Here is a 17,180-nt window from a genome sequence, read left to right as displayed (position 1 = left end):
CACCGGCTATCCTGGGAGCATGGCTCAGAAGGACGCGCCCCCGGCGGCGCAGAAGGAACCAGGGCGGATCAAGCAGCTCTGGCAGGTGTTCCAGCTCACCCGTCGCCACGACAAGGCGGCGCAGTGGTTGATGCTCGGCGGCTTCATCCTGCCGGTGCTCATCGGTGTCGCGGTCGCACTGCTGTTCTCGGCGGGCAACATCTTCGCGCTCGTCATGTGGATCATCGCGGGTGTGCTCGCCGGTATCCTCGCGGCCCTGTTCATCCTCACCCGGCGCGCGGACAAGGTCGTCTACACGCAGATCGAGGGTCGGCCGGGCGCGGTGGGCCAGGTGCTCCGCGCTGCTCCGCGCTCGTGGCAGACCAGCGAGATGCCCGTCGCCGTGAACCCGAAGACCCAGGACGCGATCTACCGGGCCGTGGGCCGTGGTGGCGTCGCGCTGATCGCCGAAGGACCTCGATCGCGGACCTCACGCCTGCTCGAGGACGAGAAGCGCAAGGTCAGCCGCATCCTCCCGAACGTGCCGATCACGGTGTTCCACGTCGGGCCCGACGCCGACTCGGTGCAGCTCCGTCAGCTCTCCGGCGCCCTCCGGAAGGTGAAGAAGTCCTTGACCAACCCCGAGGTGCTCGCGGTCAGCAACCGTCTGTCCTCCTTCGGTACGCAGCTCCCCATCCCGAAGGGTGTCGACCCGATGCGGGTCCGCCCGCAGCGCGCGCGCTGACCCACCGGCACCGCTCGGAACACTTCGCGGTGTCGGAACGACGGCCGCCCTCCTGACGGAGGGCGGCCGTTCGCGGTTCCGGCTGCGTTCAGCGCACCCGCAGGAGCACCGTGCCGGCCACTTTGTCGTGGAAGCCACGCTGGTCCGAATCCCAGACGAGCGCCGGAACGACCACGCAGAGGAGCACGGTTCGCACGGCCGGCCGCCAGAGCCCGACCCACCCGCCGGTCAACGGCATCAGACGCATCCCGCAGAGGCGATGGCCGAGACTGCCGCCGATGGTCGGGATGAACACGAACTGCATGATGGCGAAAATCACGAGTGTCGCGGTGGCGTCGTAGGCGAAGAACGCGACCGAGAGGACGACCGCCACGGCCCAGTCGATGACGAGCGCGGTGATCCGCCGACCGACCCGCGCGACCGATCGGACGCCGCTCTCCGGGAGTCCCAGGCGTTCACCGGGGAAGGCGCTGGGAGGAAGCTCTCCGAAGGTCCGTGGATTCTGCGGGGTGTGGGGCACTGTGCCATTCTATTCGGGCGGGGATTCTCGTAACATCCACGAAACATGGGTGTCATGGTGGGGTAACCCCCTCCCCGTAGTCTCACAGATGGCTGCGCTGTGCAGCCTCCCTGTACCAACCCCATTTGGAGCCATTCACATGTTCAGTGATTCTTCCGAAGTGCTCAAGTTCATCAAGGACACCGATGTCAAGTTCCTCGACATCCGCTTCACGGACCTTCCCGGCGTGCAGCAGCACTTCAACATCCCGGCCAGCACCGTCGACGAGGAGTTCTTCACCGTCGGCCAGCTCTTCGATGGTTCGTCCATCCGTGGCTTCGCCAACATCCACGAGTCGGACATGCAGCTCATCCCGGATGTCTCCACCGCTTACATCGACGCCTTCCGTGCCGAGCGCACGCTCATCATGGTGTTCGACATCTACAACCCCCGCAACGGCGAGATCTACTCCAAGGACCCCCGTCAGGTCGCCAAGAAGGCTGAGAAGTACCTCGCCTCGACCGGCATCGCCGACACCGCGTTCTTCGCCCCCGAGGCCGAGTTCTACATCTTCGACGACGTCCGCTACGAGGTGAACCAGCACTCGAGCTTCTACTCGGTGGACTCCGAAGAGGGAGCCTGGAACACCGGCCGCGCCGAAGAGGGCGGCAACCTCGGCAACAAGACCCCGTACAAGGGTGGCTACTTCCCCGTCAGCCCCGTCGACAAGCAGGCCGACCTCCGCGACGACATCAGCCTCAAGCTGATCGACGCCGGCCTCATCCTCGAGCGTGCGCACCACGAGGTGGGCACCGGCGGCCAGGCTGAGATCAACTACCGCTTCGACACCATGGTCGCCGCGGCGGACGACATCCTCAAGTTCAAGTACATCGTGAAGAACACGGCCGAGCTGTGGGGCAAGACCGCGACCTTCATGCCGAAGCCGCTCTTCGGCGACAACGGCTCGGGCATGCACACGCACCAGTCGCTGTGGAGCGACGGCAAGCCGCTCTTCTACGACGAGAACGGCTACGGCGGCCTCTCCGACCTCGCCCGCTGGTACATCGGCGGCCTGCTGAAGCACGCCCCGGCCGTCCTGGCGTTCACGAACCCGACGGTGAACTCCTACCACCGCCTGGTCCCCGGCTTCGAGGCTCCCGTCAACCTGGTCTACTCGGCCGGTAACCGCTCGGCGTCGATCCGTATCCCGATCACGGGCACGAACCCGAAGGCCAAGCGCATCGAGTTCCGCGCGCCCGACGCGTCCGGCAACCCGTACCTCGCGTTCGCCGCTCAGCTGATGGCGGGCCTCGACGGCATCAAGAACCGCATCGAGCCGCACGAGCCCGTCGACAAGGACCTCTACGAGCTTCCCCCCGAGGAGGCCAAGAACATCCCGCAGGTGCCCGCATCGCTCGGCGCGGCGCTCGAGGCACTCGAGGCGGACCACGAGTTCCTCCTCGCCGGCAACGTCTTCACGCCGGAACTCATCGAGACCTGGATCCAGTACAAGCGCGAGAACGAGATCAAGCCGCTGGCCCAGCGCCCGCACCCGTTCGAGTTCGAGCTGTACTACGGCGTCTGACGACACCTGCTGTATCGCGAACCGCCCGTCATCCTCTCGGATGGCGGGCGGTTCCGTGTGGTCGAGGCGATCGGCTCAGATGCCGTAGAAGCCGTGCTCGAAGACCGTCCGGGCTCGCCGGGTGGCCGCGAGGTAGTCCTGTTCCAGGAGGCTCGCCGATCCGGTCGGATACTCCAAGAGTCGTGCCACACCTTCGAGCTGTTGGCGGTCGCTCGGCAGCACGTCCTGCGTCTTGTTCAACCACAGCGTCATGGCCGAGCGGATTCGCGAGGCGAGGATCCAGGCCTCGCGGAGTCGTTCGGCGGACTCCCGATCGACGAGATCCGCCTCCACCGCCGCGTCGAGCGCTCGGAGCGTCGAGGTGGTGCGCAACGGTGGCACCGCCGCACCGTGCTCGAGCTGGAGGAGCTGCACGAACCACTCGACGTCGCTGAGCGAGCCGCGCCCGAGCTTCAGGTGTCTCGTCGGGTCGGCGCCCTGCGGCAGCCGCTCGTTCTCGACGCGTGCCTTGATCCGCTTGACCTCGCGGACGGACTGCTCGCTGATCGCGGCTGGGTAACGGACCGTGTCCGCCACCTCGGTGAACGCCTCGACGAGCTCGGTGTCGCCCACCACCCCGGCGGCGCGGAGCAGCGCCTGCGCCTCCCAGGTGAGGGACCAGCGCGCGTAGTAGTTCCGGTAGGAGTCGAGGGAGCGCACGAGTGGACCGTTCTTCCCCTCGGGACGGAGGTCGAGGTCGAGGTCGAGCGGGAGCCGGGCGTCCTCGCTCAGACGCTTGAGCTCTGCGGCGATCGCTCCGGCCTGGCGCTGTGCATCCTGGGTGTCGACCCCGTCCTTCGGACGGAACACGTAGAGGACGTCGAGGTCCGAACCGAGTCCGAGCTCTGCTCCGCCGTAGCGGCCCATGGCGATGATGGCGAACTCGATGTCCGCGCCGAGGCCGCCGATGCGTCTGACGGCGCCGAGGAGCCCTGCGAGCGTCGCCGACGACACGTCCGTCAGTCCGGCGGCGAGGCCCTGCACGTCCAGCATGCCGACGGTCGACGACATCGCCAGCCGGAGGACTTCACGTCGCCGTACCGCTCGGATGGCGGCGGCTGCGGTGTCCGGTGAGTCGTGTCGTCTGAGGATGGCGGCGATCTCCTCACCGAGCGCGGTCGACGATCGCGGCAGGAGGTCCTCGTCTCCGGCGAGCCAAGCGGCCGACTCGGGGATGCGGTCCATGAGCTCTCCGATGAACCGGGACCCCGAGAGGACCCGTGTGAGCCGCTCGGCCGCGCCTGAGGAGTCGCGGAGCATCCGCAGGAACCAGTGCGACTCGCCGAGGGACTCGCTGAGCCGCCGGAACGCGAGCAATCCGTAGTCGGGATCAGCGCCGTCCGCGAACCAGCCGAGCATGACGGGGAGCAGATGCCGCTGGATGTTGGCGCGCCGCGACACGCCGGCGGTGAGCGCCCCGATGTGGGCGAGCGCGCCGCGGGGGTCGACGAAGCCGATCGCCGCGAGTCGCGCCTCCGCCTGACCGCTCGTCAGACTCAGACCGCTCTCGGGCAAGGCCGCGACCGCCGAGAGCAGCGGCCGGTAGAACAACCGCTCGTGCAGCTGCCGGACACCGTGTTTCGTGGTCTCCCATCGCGTGACGAGGGCCTGTGCGGTCGTCGCGAGCGTGCTCGACCGGGCCAGGGATCGGAGGGACGGCTCGTCGCGCGGCATCATGTGCGTGCGCTGCAGTCGCGTCAGCTGCAGGCGGTGTTCGAGCACGCGCAGCAGGCGGTAGTCGTGAGCGAACTCCTGCGCCTCGGCGCGACCGATGTACCCGGCGGTCGCGAGGCCGTCGAGAGCGGCGAGGGTGCCGCGTTGATGCACGGAGTCGTCGAGCTGTCCGTGGACGAGCTGGAGCAGTTGCACCGTGAACTCGATGTCGCGGAGCCCGCCCGGGCCGAGCTTCAGTTGGTAGTGGACGTCTTCCGCGGGGATGTGTTCGGTGACCCGTTCGCGCATGCGCTGGACCGACTCGACGAACCCCTCGCGGGACGCACTCCCCCACACCTTCGGCTGCACCGCCTCGATGTAGCGGGCGCCGAGCTCGGGATCGCCGGCGAGGGCCCGAGCCTTGAGGAGCGCCTGGAACTCCCAGCTCTTCGCCCAGCGGTCGTAGTACACGAGATGCGACTCGAGCGTGCGGACGAGGGCGCCGGCCTTCCCCTCCGGGCGGAGGTTCGGATCGACCTCCCACAGGCTCGGTTCGAGACCCGCCTGTCCGAGACCGCGCATGGTGAGGACCGCGAGCCGGGTGGCGATCTCGACGGCACGCCCGTTGTCGAGCCCGTCCTCACCGTCGCCCGAACCCTCACCGACGAAGATGACGTCGACGTCGGAGACGTAGTTCAGCTCCCGTGCGCCCGCCTTGCCCATGCCGATGATGGCGAAGCGGGTGGCCGCGACCTCCTCGCGCGGGTACACGCCGGGACCCCTCGGGCCGCTCGTCTGCGTGCGTGCGACGGCGATGGAGGCCTCCAACGCACCGGCAGCGAGGTCGGAGAGGGCACTGGCCACCCGGTCGAGCACCACGATCGGATCCGGGGCGCAGAGGTCGAAGAGGGCGACCTCGGCGAGCAGTCGTCGGTAGACCACGCGGATCGCGTCCCAGGCCGGCTCCTCGACCATCGCGGCGAAGCCGTCCTCGGCACCGACGCTCGCGAGCAGCTCGTCGCGCGCCTCCTGCAGCGTCGGGACGCGGGTGACGGGCAACTCGAACACCGACAGCTGGTCGGGGTGGCGGAGGAAGAAGTCGATGAACCCCTGCGAGGCGCCGAACAGCCGGAACAGCCGCTCGGCCGAGGCCTGATCCGCCAGAAGAGCTGAGAGCTCGTCGGGTGACTTCCGACCGACCATCAGCACACCGACCAGCGCGGCGTCGGGGTCGGCCGCGACGGCGAAGGACGGAGACAGCGACGCCGGGTCGAGTCGGACGAGCTCCGCGAGCTCGTCCAGTCGGTCACGGGCCTCACCCAGACCGGTGAACCCGAGTCGGGCGAGCGTGCTCAGGGAGATGTTCTCGCGGACCATACGACCGACCGGTCCCCTCGTCTAGAGCATCTCCAGGTTGCTGGACAACTCGAAGGGGGTCACCTGGGCCCGGTACTCGTGCCATTCCTGTCGCTTGTTCAGCAGGACGTAGTTGAACACCTGCTCCCCGAGCGTCTCCGCCACGAGTTCGGAACCCTCCATGAGGCTGACGGCGCGATCCAGGCTGGCGGGCAGCGCGTTGTATCCCAGCGCCCGACGCTCGGTGTCGGAGAGCGTCCAGACGTTGTCCTCGGCCTCCGGCGGGAGCTCGTAGCCCTCCTCGATGCCCTTCAGCCCAGCGGCGAGCATGAGCGAGAAGGCGAGGTACGGGTTGGCCGCGGAGTCGATGGCGCGGTACTCGACCCGAGCGCTCTGACCCTTGTTGGGCTTGTAGAGCGGCACGCGCACGAGTGCCGAGCGGTTGTTGTGGCCCCAGCAGACGAAGCTCGGAGCCTCGGACAGCTTGTTCGGCCCGACGCCACCCCAGAGTCGCTTGTAGGAGTTCACGAACTGGTTCGTCACCGCGGTGATCTCCGGAGCGTGCGTCAGGAGTCCGGCGATGAACTGCCGGCCCGTCTTCGAGAGCTGGTACTGCGCACCCGCCTCGTAGAAGGCGTTCGAGTCACCCTCGAACAACGACATGTGCGTGTGCATGCCGCTGCCGGGCTGGTGGACGAGCGGCTTCGGCATGAACGTCGCGTAGACGCCCTGCTCGATCGCCACCTCCTTCACGACGGTGCGGAAGGTCATGATGTTGTCGGCCGTCGTCAGGGCGTCGGCGTATCGCAGGTCGATCTCGTTCTGGCCGGGGCCCGCCTCGTGGTGGCTGAACTCGACGGAGATCCCGAGGTCTTCGAGCATCCGGACGGAACGTCGACGGAAGTCATGAGCGGTGCCACCGGGCACGTTGTCGAAGTAGCCCGCGGAGTCGACCGGTTCCGGTCCGTCGACGCCGTACTGCGAGGACTTCAGCAGGTAGAACTCGATCTCGGGGTGCGTGTAGAACGTGAACCCCATGTCTGCGGCCTTCGCCAGGGTGCGCTTCAAGACGTTCCGCGGGTCGGCGACGGCGGGCTGGCCGTCGGGCGTCGTGATGTCGCAGAACATGCGCGCCGTCGGGTCGATCTCGCCGCGCCACGGCAGGATCTGGAAGGTCGTCGGATCGGGGTGGGCCAGGAGGTCCGACTCGTAGGAGCGGCTGAGCCCCTCGATCGCCGATCCGTCGAAGCCGAGGCCCTCGGAGAACGCGCCTTCCACTTCGGCCGGGGCGATCGCGACGGACTTCAGGGTCCCGACGACATCGGTGAACCACAGCCGGACGAACTTGACGCCCCGCTCCTCGATCGTGCGGAGAACGAAGTCGCGCTGCTTATCCATCTGCCCCTCTTCCTTCGGCCGGCGGCCCGTGTCTAGGCTACTGGCTCCGTCCCCGTTCCCGCTCATCAGCGCGCGCCGGGCGTGGGCGATCCACGGCTCACCACCAGGCGAGGACGAAGAGTGCGGTCCAGCCGGCCGTCGCCGCCCACAGCAGCGAGAGTGCGGCGATCCGTAGTCGTGATCCACGGTGGGCCCCTTGCCAGACGGGCACCAGCCCGAGGCCACTCACGAGGAGGGCGATGGAGAGCCACGGCAAGGCGGCGGGCACCCCGACGAGAGCGATCGCCGGACTCGAGGTGGCCGCACGGACGAGCACGACGGCTCCGCCGATCGCCCACGTCGCTCCGAACACCGGAGCGATCCCCAGCAGGAGACCGTCTTGCACCGGCTGGCGCCGAAGCGCCTGGGTGATCAACCGGTAGCCCCACGCCACGGACCATCCGATGGCCACGAGCCCGAACAGGATGGGCAGCACCAGCAGCGACCACCCGCCACCGGCGTCCGACGAGGTCTGCTGGGCCCATCGCGGGCTCGCCGCGACATCGGCTCGATCGACGACGGCGACGGCCGCGTCGTCGGCATCGCAGAGCGCCGCCCGATAGCTCGCCGGATCGCTGAGCCACGCACGCATCGCGACCCGTGCGCACGCGCTGCTGACCGATGGGACGGCTCCCGACCCGGGGAAGACCGCCACGAGCGCGTCCGCCGTGCCGCCGGCGACGGGGCCGGCGAGAGCGGCTGCCTGTTCCGGGGCGCCGAGCACGAAGACCGACGTCCCGACCGCTCCCGGTGGCGGCGTCGCAGCCACGGCGAACGAGGAGCAGGCAGCGGCCGCGACGTCCTCCAGCAGCGTCTTCGTGGTGACCTCCGCGTCCGAGCGTTCGGCGGCCCCGGGCCAGCCGGTCGTCGAACACCCGAGCACGTGGTCGAGGATGACACCGGGGTCGGCCAGCCGGGCGATCGCATCGTTCGCCACGGGATCCAGCACCGTGCTGTCGCCGTCCGCGATCGAGCTCAGGAGCACCGGGAGTGCCGCCTGTGCGGTGGGTTCGGACAACGCGTGTGAGGCGATCGCCAGGAGCGCGTCGCCACCGAGGGTCATCGCGTGCGCGCCGGAGGTGCGGTGCGGCGCGGCGACGAGCGCATCGGTGGCGGTGGCGAGGATCCCTGCGGAACGTGTCGGCTCGCTCGGCGCGGTGTCCGGGGTCGCGGACTCCGGTTCCTCAGCGGCGGCGGCCTGTGGTGCCGCCGGCGGGGACGGGACGGGGCCCTGCGGCTCGACGCCGCGCGCACGGACGACGGCCAGGGCGGCCGCCACACCGCCAGCGGAGACGATCCCGGGTGCACCCAGGTCGGGGCCGTCGAGGACGACGCCGTCGACACCACCCGGATCGACGTCGGGGGCCGCGAGGGCCACGCCGGCCGACGTGCCCACGGCCAGGATGGTCCAACGCGCGTAGCCCAGCTGCTGCCGCAGGTCGCGGAGGTCCGCAGCCGCGGGGGCGACGCCGAAGTCGCTCGGCACGACGCCGTCCTCCTGCCAGGACGCGGCGCAGGACGCGAAGGCCGCGTCGACCGCGGTGACGCGGGCTGCACGGTCCCCATCAGCCCCGAGCGAGGCACGGATGGCTGCGTTCGCCGGCCCGCAGTCGAGCGACGGAGTGGCGTCGAGACCGCCCCGGCGTTCGACGAACACCACGTCGCGGTCAGCGGCCAGCCCGTCCTCGACCGCGAGCCGCTGGATGTCGAGCGACGAGAGCGCCGACCCACCGGCGAGGTAGACGAGCGGCGGTCGTCCGGTCTCGAGGGCGGCCGGTACGAGCACGTACGGCAGGGTCGCCTCCGCCGAGTCCGGCACTGTGCGCGACAGAGGCACCGTCAACACACCGCAGCGGGAACCACCGGGGACCGTTGTGACGCACTCGGCTGCGGTGACCTCGGAGGCGACCATCGGCGCTGCAGCGGCCGGCGACGTCGGCATCAGGAGGAGTCCGAGGGTGAGGGCCGCGACGGCACCTCGTCCGACGGCGATCGGTCGCCTCCGCGGACGGTCGATCCTGTGCATGTTCCCCCCGCTCGAGCTTCATCGCTCGGCCCATCCTGGCGGATCGCACCACGCCTGCGGAAGAGGGCAGACCCGCAATCCGCTCGCGACGCGACCCGGGCGGCTCAGTCCTCGGCAGCCTCGTCGGCGTCCCACTTCGCGCTGTTGGCGCGGAGTCGCTCGAGTGCGTGCGAGGCCTCCGCAGCCGTCTCGAAGGGACCGACGCGGTCCACGACACTCGACTCGAAGCCGAACTCGACCTGGCCGGTCTTCGTGTTGTACCAGTACTGCTCGGATGGTTCCTTCGCCACGGCGCGTCTCCCCTGCTCGGTTAGGCTTGATCCTATGCCTTTCGACACCGCAGGTCACCTGGTCCCCGGTCGCGTCGGCCGCCCCCGATCGGTGCCGGAGACGATCGTCCGCCCCGAGTACGTCGGCCGCGCCGCACCGGCCACCGACACCCGGGGCGACCTGTATTCGGCTGAGGAGATCGAACGCATCCGGGTCGCCGGGACCATCGCCGCCGATGCGATCCAGGCCGTCGGTGCGGCGGTCCGTCCCGGGGTGACCACCGATGAACTGGACGCCATCGGACACGCGTTCGTCATCGGTGCGGGCGCCTATCCGTCGACGCTCGGGTACCGCGGCTACCCCAAGTCGATCTGCAGCTCGGTCAACGAGGTCGTCTGCCACGGGATCCCCGACGACACCGCCTTGCGCGAGGGCGACCTCGTGAACATCGACATCACCGCCTACCTCGACGGCGTGCACGGCGACAGCAACGTGACCTTCCTCGTCGGCGACGTCGCCGACGACACACGGCTCCTCGTCGAGCGCACCCGGGAAGCCCTCAACCGAGGCATCAAGGCCGTCGCCCCAGGCCGACAGATCAACGTCATCGGTCGTGCGATCGAGTCCTACGCGAAGCGGTTCGGGTACGGCGTCGTCCGCGACTTCACGGGCCACGGCGTCGGCCGGTCCTTCCACTCCGGGTTGATCGTCCCCCACTACGACGCCGCGCCGCTCTACGACACGGTGATGGAGCCGGGCATGGTGTTCACGATCGAGCCGATGCTCACGATCGGCTCCCAGGACTGGGAGCAGTGGGACGACGACTGGACGGTCACGACGCGCGACCGGTCACTCACCGCACAGGTCGAGCACACGCTCGTCGTCACCGAACGCGGCGCAGAGATCCTCACGCTTCCGAGCCCGATCGACACCGACGCAGCGCCCGCGGCGCTCTAGGCTGGACGCATGACGAACGCAACTCCCCGGTCCGCCGTCGGCATCGATATCGGAGGGACCGGCATCAAAGGTGCGGTCGTCGACCTCACGACCGGTGCCCTCCTCACCGATCGGGTGAAGATCCCCACGCCGAAGGGTGGCGAGCCGAAGGACATCGTCGTGACGGTGCGCCAGGTGCTCGAGCAGCTGTCCCCGGCCTCGGACGGACTCCCACTCGGCGTCTGCTTCCCCGCGATCGTCCGCAACGGCCGGACGATGTCCGCGGCGAACGTCTCCGACGCCTGGATCGGCCTCGAAGCCGAGCAGCTGTTCGAGCAGGGCCTCGGGCGTGAGATCACCTTCGTGAACGACGCCGACGCGGCCGGGTACGCCGAGACCGAGTTCGGCGCGGCCAAGGGCGCCAGCGGCCTCACGATCCTGACGACGCTCGGCACCGGCATCGGCACGGCGCTCATCTACAACCGCACGTTGATCCCGAACGCGGAACTCGGACACCTGGAGATCGACGGCAAGGACGCCGAGACGCGGGCGTCCTACGCGGTCAAGGAGCGCGAGGACCTGAGCTGGGAGAAGTGGGCCAAGCGCCTCCAGAAGTACTACGAGCGCCTCGAGTTCCTCTTCTCGCCCGATCAGTTCGTGGTGGGCGGCGGCGTGTCCAAGCACGCGGACCACTTCCTGCCGCTGCTGAAGCTCGACACCCCGATCATCCCTGCCGTGCACCGCAACAACGCGGGCATCCTCGGCGCAGCCGCTCTCGCCGCCGGCCCCGCCGAACGCATCGCCTGAGCGCTGCGGGCGCGCTCTGGCGATTCCGTCGCGGCGCCCGGCGTTGAGTGTGAACGGGTCGACCGGTACGCCGGGTTCTGTCCCACGCTTGCGCGGGTGTCGCAGTACGGCTCGACGCAGTCGCGGCCGTGCTGGGGTGTGAACGGGTCGACCGGTACGCCGGGTTCTGTCCCACGCTCTCGCGTTTGGACGGCCATCTCTCTCGGGACGACGTTGCCGCCGCCCTCTAGCGGTCTACCCGGGAACTTGGCGAGCAGCCTCAGCGTTCCCTGTTGACCTTGCTCCGGACGAGGTTTACCGAGCCGACCGGGTCACCCCGGTCGCTGGTGGGCTCTTACCCCACCGTTTCACCCTGACCGTGGTCGCCCACGGCGGTCTGTTCTCTGTGGCACTGTCTCGCGGGTCACCCCGGGTGGGTGTTACCCACCGCCCTGCTCTGTGGAGCCCGGACGTTCCTCGGCACCGACACCCGGAGGTCTCGGTGACGCGACCGTCTAGCCGGCCCGTTCACGGAGACGAGTCTACCGGCCCGTGACAGCGGCCGCGGACCGCTGGTGTCGTGCAGCCCGCGTCCGGCTCAGATGAGGCCTGACTCGTCCGTCCGGACGACGATCGCGGCGCACTCAGGGCACTGCACGACCTCTTCGGACGGCGCGGCGCGGACGGCCTGGAGGTCGTTACCGGTGAGCGACATCTTGCATGCTCCGCAGGTGCCGGCGCGGAACAGTGCTGCACCGATACCGCCGCGGGCGCGACGCTGGTCGTAGAGTGCCAGGAGGTCGGCGGGGATGCCGGGTGCGAGTGATTCGCGGTCGGCGGTGAGTCGTGCCCGTTCGGCCTCGAGTTCGACGAGTTCGGCGTCGCGCTTCGCGACGACCTCGTCGAGGAGCTCCTGGAGTCCGGCGCGCTCGGCGTCCACCTGGGCGACGGCGTCCTCCGCGGCTTCGACCCGCTCCATGACGTTCAGCTGGATCTCTTCGAGGTTGTTCTGCCGGTTCTGCAACGAGGCGATCTCGCTCTGCAGCGCTTCGACGTCCTTGACGGAGGTCGACGACTGGAGGCGGTCGGCGTCGCGCTTCATGCGGGCCGCGACGACGGCGACGTCGGACTCGATGCGCCCGAGCTCGGTCTGTGCGTCGTCGCGGACGCCGACCCGCTCCAGGCGACGGAGGCGGACGGTCTCGATCTCGGCCTGGAGCTGCGCGATGCGCGCGGCCTCGGGGAGGTTCGCCGCGCGGTGGGCGGTGCGCTGCACGCCGGTGTCGATGCTCTGCAGGGTGAGCAACGTCTTCTGGTCTGCTGGGCTGGCTTTCACGTCTGTTCCAAACTCTCGACTCATCACCCTACCGGCCGCGCCGACTACTGGGTGACGACGAAGTCCCACGGGTCGGTACGCAGCTCGCTGACCCGGACGTCGAGTCCCGGGAGCTCTCGTCGGAGCGCGTCGGCGGCCCCCTCCAACCACAGCCACTCGCTCGCCCAGTGGGAGACGTCGACGAGGGCCGGCCCGCCGCCGAGGAGTGCCTGTTCCCGGGCCTCGGACGCCGGGTGGTGGCGGAGGTCGGCCGTGATGTACACGTCGGCCGCGCGGACCGCGGGGTGGGACAGGAGCGAGTCCCCCGCTCCCCCGCAGAGCGCGATCCTCCGGACGGCCTGGTCGTAGTCGCCGGAGGCACGGACCCCGGTGGCGGTCGCCGGCAGGATCTCGGCGAGGGCACGCGCGATCGCGCCGAGCGTCGTCTCCTCCGGGAGGTCGCCGACCCGACCCAGCCCGGTCAGGCCGTCGGCGGCAGGGACGATCGGAGCCGGGTCGTGGAGGCCGAGACGTCGGGCGAGGACGTCCGAGGTCCCGTCGACGACGACGTCGGCGTTGGTGTGGGCGGCGATGAGTGCGGCGCCGCCACGGATCAGGCGTGTGATGAGCGACCCCTTGTACCGGTCACCCGCCACGGTCGTGACACCGCGCATCAGCAGCGGGTGGTGGACCAGCAGCAGACCGTCGGGGCGCTCGAGCACCTCGTCGACGGTCACGCCGACCGCGTCGACGGCCAGGAGCACATGCCCGACCGGCTGGTCCGGGTCGCCGACGAGGAGCCCCGGGGCATCCCAGTCCTCGGCTCCGGACAGTGGCCAGAGGCGCTCGACGACCGTGTTGACCTCACGCAGGGTTCTCATCACCCGGCAATCCTAACCAGGCACCCTCGAGCACGCTCAGGGGCGCAGGACGAGCATGATCGCGAGGGCGATCATGACGACCGCGATCGCGACGTCGAGGATGCGCCAGGCCACGGGCTTCGCGAAGACCCCGCGGAGCAGTCGCGCGCCGTACCCCAGCGCGGTGAACCACAGGATGCTCCCGAGGACCGCGCCGGCGGCGAACCACCACCGCCCCAGCTCCCCGTGGGTGTTCGCGATCGAGCCGAGGAGGAGCACGGTGTCGAGGTACACGTGGGGGTTCAGCCAGGTGAGGCCGATGACGGTGAGTACCGCCGCCCTGAGCGAGAGGCTGTTGCCACCACGGTCGGCGGCGAGACCGGACGGGGCGAGTGCACGGCGTGCGGCCAGCAGGCCGTAGCCGAGCAGGAAGGCGGCCCCGGCCCAACGGAGGACGACGAGGACCACGGGGAACCGCTCCACGACGAAGCCGATGCCGCTGACACCGGCGATGATGAGCACCGCGTCGGAGAGTGCGCAGACCAGCACCACGGGAAGGACATGCTCGCGCCGGATGCCCTGCCGGAGGACGAAGGCGTTCTGTGCGCCGATGGCCACGATGAGGGAGAGGCCGAGGCCGAGGCCCGCGATCGCGGCCTGCAGTGCGGAGGTCATCCTCCGACCGTAGGAGGCGCAGCATGATGAAGCCAGTTCAATATTCTGATGAATCGTAAGATCCTCTTATGATGGATTTCCATTTCGAGCAACTGCGGGCCTTCGTCGCCGCCGTCGACCACGGCACCTTCGAGTCGGCCGCCCGGGAGCTGATGGTCACGCCGTCGGCGATCAGCCAACGCATCAAGGCCCTCGAGCAGAGCGTCGGACGGGTCCTCCTGCTCCGGACCAAACCGATCACCATCACGGCGTCAGGTGAGATCGTGCTCCGCCTCGGCCGCGCGGTGCACCTGCTCGGTCACGACGCGGCGCTCGAGTTGCACGCCGACGACGCGCTCACGCCGGCCACCCCGGCGGTGATCCCGATCGTCGTGAACGCCGACTCCCTCGCCACCTGGCTGCTGCCCGTGCTGGCGGACGTCGCCGCACGGGAGTCGGTCGTCTTCGACCTCGCTCGCGAGGACCAGGACCATTCGACGGACCTCCTCCGTGCGGGCAGCGTCATGGCCGCGGTCACGTCGAACGCCGAACCGGTCCAGGGGTGCACGGTGCGGCCTCTCGGCCGGATGCGATACCGGCCGATGGCCTCACCCTCGTTCGCGGCGCGCTGGTTCGAGGACGGGGCGACCGCTCAGGCGCTCACCGCAGCGCCCGTCGTCGTGTTCGACCGGAAGGACGATCTCCAGGACGCCTACCTCCGACGACGTGGCGTCGACCCCGCCGACCCGCCGCGGCACCATGTTCCGGCCTCGGCGGACTTCGCGACCGCCGTCGGCCTCGGTCTCGGCTGGGGCATGCTCCCGGACGCGCAGTCCGACGCGCCGCTGCGCAGGGGCGATCTCGTCGTGCTCGACGAAACGGGCGGCGTCGACGTCCCCTTGTTCTGGCAGCAGTGGCGACTCCACTCCCGACTGCTCGAGCTCGTCACGACGGCGGTGGTCGACGCGGCTCGATCCACGCTGCACTGAACTCCTGCCGAGAGGTCCCGGAGAAGGTGCACCGGGCACGCACGACGGTGCAAGGATGGAGCAATGGATATCGCGTACACAGCAGTTGCCCATGCCACCGGAGGCGGACGAGACGGACACGTCCGCAGTGAGGACGACCTCCTCGACTTCGACACCCGTCCCCCGAAGGAACTCGGCGGCAGCGGCGAGGGCACCAACCCCGAGCAGTTGTTCGCCGCCGGCTTCGCCGCGTGCTTCCTCAGCGCCCTCCACGCCGTCGGGCGTACCGCGAAGCTCGACACGAAGGACGCCGAGGTGTCGGCCAGCGTCGGCATCGGATCGAACGGTGAGGGCGGCTTCGGCCTGGCCGTCGAGCTCGACGTCTACGTGCCGAACGTGACGCACGATGAAGCCCAGCAGCTGGCCGACCAGGCGCACCAGGTGTGCCCCTACTCGAACGCCACGCGCGGCAACATCGACGTGACGGTGTCGATCGTCGACTGACGAAGCTCCCGCCCGCAAGGGCTGTCGATCGTCGTGTCCGCCGGTTACCCTGGCGGGCACGACGATCGAGAGGAAGCATCATGTCTGATTTCGGGGCGGCCGAAGGCATTCGTGACGAGGGCGCGGCGGCCATGCTGCCGGGGCTCCCGGACGCCGTGGTCGAGGACGAGGCGCTGGATGACGACGCGCCCGCCGAGGACGCCGCGGACGATTCCGGAACGGGTCTCGCCGATTCAGGTGCCTGACGACGGGGTCGCGCTCAGCGCAACAGCGACGCGGCGATGACGCCGACGATGCCGAGCTGCAGTGCGAGCACGACACCGATCGTGATGAAGAGCGTGCTCCAGAGGACGATGTTCCCCAGGAGGACGCCCACGAACGCCCCGAACCGTCCGCGCGGTCGAGCCGTCGGCCGCGCCACCTGCAGCCGCTCGGTCTGTGCAACCCGGGGCGTGGACAGGGTGAAGAGGTTCGGGCTGGTGTCCAGGTGCGTGGTCATGCCACAAGTGTCCGTCGACACCCGGGGGCGGCACATCGGACGCCAGGGCGATCATCGTCCCCGCGGCGTCATCCTGTGAGCTGATCCTCCTCCGCCCGTGGGACGGTCGATCGTCCGCCGAACGGCGTGCCGGTCACACCTGCGTGAGTCGGATCCCCCAGGACAGCGACCACCGCTCGTCGGGCTCCAACCATCGGAGTCCGGTCCCGCTGTTCAGCGCATCGGCGGGGGCCGTCATGGGCTCGATGGCGATGGCCTGCGTCGGTCCGTCTGCCGCCGGGAAGTTCTTCGGCGTGTAGACCTGGACGAACCGGAAGTCGTCGTCCGCCCAGAGTTCGACGGTGTCGCCGTCGGGTGCGGTGAGACGGTGTCGGACGGCACCGTCGACCTGCTGGACCGAACCCAGGCCGACGTCGATCGAGAGGTCGCCCACGCGAGCACCCGAGCGCAGATCGTACGGGGTCCCGTCGACGGGACGGGAGGCGACCGGGATGCGCTGCTCGTCCGTCTCGAACCAGGTGTCGGCGGCCACCGTCACGGTGAGGTCGGCGGTCGGTACGTCGCCGAGCGCCAGGTAGGGGTGAGCACCGACGGCGACCGGCGCGGGGCGACTCGACCGGTTCACGATCGTGTGGGTCACCCGCAGGCCGTCGTCGTCCAACGTGTAGGCGACCGAGGTGTCGAGGCGGAACGGGTAGCCGTGCTGCGGGAACACCGAGGCGAGCAGGGTCACCGCGTGATCGGCGTGATCCCCCGCCCGGTACCCCGTGTTGCGCAGCAGACCATGGGAGGCGTTCCCGGTCGCCGCCTCGGTGACGTCGAGCTGCTGCGGTTCACCGTCGAGCGTCCACCGGGCATCGCGGACGCGGTTGGGCCACGGCACGAGCACCATCCCGCACCCCATCGGGGCGACGACGTCCTCACCGAAGGACTGCACGAGGGTGCGTCCGCCGACCGTCAGCTCGCGGAGTCCGGCGGCGAGTTCGGTGATCGTCGCTCGGACCTCGCCCTGCGGACCGGCGTGGTGGAGACGGTACTGGGTTCCAGAGGCAGCGGGCATGCCGCCAAG

Annotated in this window: 17 protein-coding genes and 1 other RNA gene; 7 read left to right on the top strand and 11 right to left on the bottom strand. The window is 69.5% G+C overall.

All coding sequences use genetic code 11. From position 1 onward, the window contains the following. Positions 1-19: 19 nt before the first annotated feature. Complete coding sequence (locus A4X17_RS00855; RefSeq protein WP_064293769.1) at positions 20-724, top strand: DUF4191 domain-containing protein; 705 nt, start codon at positions 20-22, stop codon at positions 722-724. A gap of 88 nt (positions 725-812) precedes the next feature. Here the strand turns inward: A4X17_RS00855 and A4X17_RS00850 are convergent, their stop codons facing one another. Beyond that, complete coding sequence (locus tag A4X17_RS00850; RefSeq protein ID WP_064293768.1) at positions 813-1,244, bottom strand: RDD family protein; 432 nt, start codon at positions 1,242-1,244, stop codon at positions 813-815. A gap of 139 nt (positions 1,245-1,383) precedes the next feature. Here A4X17_RS00850 and glnA point away from each other — a divergent pair, with 139 nt between their 5' ends. Next, positions 1,384-2,808 (top strand): type I glutamate--ammonia ligase, encoded by a 1,425-nt coding sequence (gene glnA, locus A4X17_RS00845; RefSeq protein ID WP_056005986.1) that lies wholly within the window; start codon positions 1,384-1,386, stop codon positions 2,806-2,808. 75 nt (positions 2,809-2,883) lie between these two features. On the opposite strand, the gene A4X17_RS00840 is transcribed toward glnA, so the two are convergent. The 4 genes from A4X17_RS00840 to A4X17_RS00825 all read right to left on the bottom strand — a co-directional run bounded on the left by A4X17_RS00840 (position 2,884) and on the right by A4X17_RS00825 (position 9,609). Continuing rightward, positions 2,884-5,877: a bifunctional [glutamine synthetase] adenylyltransferase/[glutamine synthetase]-adenylyl-L-tyrosine phosphorylase gene (locus A4X17_RS00840; protein ID WP_064293767.1), complete on the bottom strand. Its 2,994-nt coding sequence runs from the start codon at positions 5,875-5,877 to the stop codon at positions 2,884-2,886. Between the two features lie 21 nt (positions 5,878-5,898). Further along, positions 5,899-7,254 (bottom strand): glutamine synthetase family protein, encoded by a 1,356-nt coding sequence (locus A4X17_RS00835; protein WP_064293766.1) that lies wholly within the window; start codon positions 7,252-7,254, stop codon positions 5,899-5,901. A gap of 97 nt (positions 7,255-7,351) precedes the next feature. Then, positions 7,352-9,319 (bottom strand): hypothetical protein, encoded by a 1,968-nt coding sequence (locus A4X17_RS00830; RefSeq protein WP_064293765.1) that lies wholly within the window; start codon positions 9,317-9,319, stop codon positions 7,352-7,354. A 104-nt stretch (positions 9,320-9,423) separates the two neighbouring features. Further along, entirely contained in the window at positions 9,424-9,609 is a 186-nt protein-coding gene (locus tag A4X17_RS00825; RefSeq protein WP_064293764.1) for a hypothetical protein, read from the bottom strand. Between the two features lie 34 nt (positions 9,610-9,643). Between A4X17_RS00825 and map the strand changes: the two genes are divergently transcribed. Continuing rightward, positions 9,644-10,546: a type I methionyl aminopeptidase gene (gene map / locus A4X17_RS00820; RefSeq protein ID WP_064293763.1), complete on the top strand. Its 903-nt coding sequence runs from the start codon at positions 9,644-9,646 to the stop codon at positions 10,544-10,546. Positions 10,547-10,555: 9 nt separating this feature from the next. Further along, positions 10,556-11,332, top strand: coding sequence for a polyphosphate--glucose phosphotransferase (gene ppgK / locus A4X17_RS00815; RefSeq protein ID WP_064293762.1), 777 nt, complete (start codon positions 10,556-10,558; stop codon positions 11,330-11,332). Between the two features lie 139 nt (positions 11,333-11,471). Here ppgK and rnpB read toward each other — a convergent pair. The 4 genes from rnpB to A4X17_RS00795 form a co-directional block, all read right to left on the bottom strand. After that, positions 11,472-11,838, bottom strand: an RNA gene (gene rnpB / locus A4X17_RS00810) — RNase P RNA component class A. A gap of 71 nt (positions 11,839-11,909) precedes the next feature. Further along, positions 11,910-12,647, bottom strand: coding sequence for a zinc ribbon domain-containing protein (locus A4X17_RS00805; protein WP_064293761.1), 738 nt, complete (start codon positions 12,645-12,647; stop codon positions 11,910-11,912). 44 nt (positions 12,648-12,691) lie between these two features. Then, positions 12,692-13,507: a Nif3-like dinuclear metal center hexameric protein gene (locus A4X17_RS00800; RefSeq protein WP_064293760.1), complete on the bottom strand. Its 816-nt coding sequence runs from the start codon at positions 13,505-13,507 to the stop codon at positions 12,692-12,694. 36 nt (positions 13,508-13,543) lie between these two features. Then, positions 13,544-14,161, bottom strand: a complete 618-nt coding sequence (locus tag A4X17_RS00795) for a LysE/ArgO family amino acid transporter (protein WP_064293759.1) — start codon at positions 14,159-14,161, stop codon at positions 13,544-13,546. Positions 14,162-14,232: 71 nt separating this feature from the next. On the opposite strand from A4X17_RS00795, the gene A4X17_RS00790 reads away from it, so the two are divergent. From A4X17_RS00790 to A4X17_RS19080, 3 genes are all read left to right on the top strand, one after another. Then, a complete protein-coding gene (locus A4X17_RS00790; protein WP_369808436.1) occupies positions 14,233-15,129 on the top strand; it encodes a LysR family transcriptional regulator ArgP in 897 nt (298 codons plus the stop codon). Positions 15,130-15,192: 63 nt separating this feature from the next. Next, positions 15,193-15,612, top strand: a complete 420-nt coding sequence (locus tag A4X17_RS00785; RefSeq protein WP_064293757.1) for an organic hydroperoxide resistance protein — start codon at positions 15,193-15,195, stop codon at positions 15,610-15,612. 80 nt (positions 15,613-15,692) lie between these two features. Then, the gene (locus tag A4X17_RS19080) at positions 15,693-15,857 is read left to right on the top strand and encodes a hypothetical protein (protein ID WP_157583275.1); all 165 of its coding nucleotides are present in this window, start codon (positions 15,693-15,695) and stop codon (positions 15,855-15,857) included. Between the two features lie 14 nt (positions 15,858-15,871). Here the strand turns inward: A4X17_RS19080 and A4X17_RS00780 are convergent, their stop codons facing one another. Together A4X17_RS00780 and A4X17_RS00775 are read right to left on the bottom strand one after the other, a co-directional pair. Beyond that, positions 15,872-16,111, bottom strand: coding sequence for a hypothetical protein (locus A4X17_RS00780; RefSeq protein ID WP_064293756.1), 240 nt, complete (start codon positions 16,109-16,111; stop codon positions 15,872-15,874). A 133-nt stretch (positions 16,112-16,244) separates the two neighbouring features. Next, positions 16,245-17,171 (bottom strand): aldose 1-epimerase family protein, encoded by a 927-nt coding sequence (locus tag A4X17_RS00775; protein ID WP_064293755.1) that lies wholly within the window; start codon positions 17,169-17,171, stop codon positions 16,245-16,247. Positions 17,172-17,180 lie beyond the last annotated feature (9 nt).

It is taken from the genome of Plantibacter sp. H53 (assembly GCF_001650455.1).
GTDB classification, from domain to species: domain Bacteria; phylum Actinomycetota; class Actinomycetes; order Actinomycetales; family Microbacteriaceae; genus Plantibacter; species Plantibacter flavus_A.
The sequence above is the reverse complement of the archived record's forward strand: the minus strand, read 5'-3'. Positions and strand labels throughout refer to the sequence as shown.

What these genes read in the sequence shown, in the direction of transcription:
- A4X17_RS00855 (WP_064293769.1), top strand. Translation starts at nt 20, where the DNA reads ATGGCTCAGAAGGACGCGCCCCCGGCGGCGCAGAAGGAACCAGGGCGG.
- glnA (WP_056005986.1), top strand. Translation starts at nt 1,384, where the DNA reads ATGTTCAGTGATTCTTCCGAAGTGCTCAAGTTCATCAAGGACACCGAT.
- A4X17_RS00840 (WP_064293767.1), bottom strand. Translation starts at nt 5,877, where the DNA reads ATGGTCCGCGAGAACATCTCCCTGAGCACGCTCGCCCGACTCGGGTTC.
- A4X17_RS00835 (WP_064293766.1), bottom strand. Translation starts at nt 7,254, where the DNA reads ATGGATAAGCAGCGCGACTTCGTTCTCCGCACGATCGAGGAGCGGGGC.
- A4X17_RS00830 (WP_064293765.1), bottom strand. Translation starts at nt 9,319, where the DNA reads ATGCACAGGATCGACCGTCCGCGGAGGCGACCGATCGCCGTCGGACGA.
- map (WP_064293763.1), top strand. Translation starts at nt 9,644, where the DNA reads ATGCCTTTCGACACCGCAGGTCACCTGGTCCCCGGTCGCGTCGGCCGC.
- ppgK (WP_064293762.1), top strand. Translation starts at nt 10,556, where the DNA reads ATGACGAACGCAACTCCCCGGTCCGCCGTCGGCATCGATATCGGAGGG.
- A4X17_RS00800 (WP_064293760.1), bottom strand. Translation starts at nt 13,507, where the DNA reads ATGAGAACCCTGCGTGAGGTCAACACGGTCGTCGAGCGCCTCTGGCCA.
- A4X17_RS00795 (WP_064293759.1), bottom strand. Translation starts at nt 14,161, where the DNA reads ATGACCTCCGCACTGCAGGCCGCGATCGCGGGCCTCGGCCTCGGCCTC.
- A4X17_RS00790 (WP_369808436.1), top strand. Translation starts at nt 14,233, where the DNA reads ATGGATTTCCATTTCGAGCAACTGCGGGCCTTCGTCGCCGCCGTCGAC.
- A4X17_RS00785 (WP_064293757.1), top strand. Translation starts at nt 15,193, where the DNA reads ATGGATATCGCGTACACAGCAGTTGCCCATGCCACCGGAGGCGGACGA.
- A4X17_RS19080 (WP_157583275.1), top strand. Translation starts at nt 15,693, where the DNA reads ATGTCTGATTTCGGGGCGGCCGAAGGCATTCGTGACGAGGGCGCGGCG.
- A4X17_RS00780 (WP_064293756.1), bottom strand. Translation starts at nt 16,111, where the DNA reads ATGACCACGCACCTGGACACCAGCCCGAACCTCTTCACCCTGTCCACG.
- A4X17_RS00775 (WP_064293755.1), bottom strand. Translation starts at nt 17,171, where the DNA reads ATGCCCGCTGCCTCTGGAACCCAGTACCGTCTCCACCACGCCGGTCCG.